The sequence below is a fragment of the Martelella alba genome, from assembly GCF_006516955.1.
In the GTDB taxonomy this organism is placed as follows: domain Bacteria; phylum Pseudomonadota; class Alphaproteobacteria; order Rhizobiales; family Rhizobiaceae; genus Martelella; species Martelella alba.
The window spans coordinates 1-622 of record NZ_VHLG01000055.1; the positions used below are offsets into that span (position 1 = coordinate 1).

The window sequence follows — 622 nt, forward strand, 5'->3', positions numbered from 1 at the left end:
ATTACTTGATGATCGAGGCGACGATGCCGGCGCCGACGGTGCGGCCGCCTTCGCGGATCGCGAAGCGCAGCTTTTCTTCCATCGCGATCGGAACGATCAGCTCAACATCAACCGTGACGTTATCGCCAGGCATAACCATTTCCGTGCCTTCCGGCAGCGTTACGATGCCCGTAACGTCCGTCGTGCGGAAATAGAACTGCGGACGGTAGTTGGTGAAGAACGGCGTATGACGGCCGCCTTCTTCCTTCGTCAGGATATAGGCTTCTGCCTTGAACTGGGTGTGCGGCGTAACCGTACCCGGCTTGCAGAGGATCTGACCGCGCTCAACGCCATCACGGTTAACACCGCGGATCAGCGCGCCGATGTTGTCGCCAGCCTGGCCCTGGTCGAGCAGCTTGCGGAACATTTCAACGCCGGTAACAGTCGTCTTCGACGTCGGCTTGATGCCAACGATTTCGACTTCTTCACCAACCTTGATGATGCCGCGCTCAACACGACCGGTCACAACCGTACCACGACCCGAGATCGAGAAAACGTCTTCGATCGGCATCAGGAAGGGCTGGTCAACCGGACGCTCAGGCGTCGGGATGTAGGCATCAACAGCAGCCATCAGTTCACGAAC

1 protein-coding gene is annotated in these 622 nt (G+C 58.4%); it reads right to left on the reverse strand.

What is annotated here, in order from left to right:
* Position 1: 1 nt before the first annotated feature.
* A partial coding sequence (locus FJU08_RS22635; protein ID WP_268932152.1) for an EF-Tu C-terminal domain-related protein occupies positions 2-622 on the reverse strand: 621 nt, incomplete at its 5' end.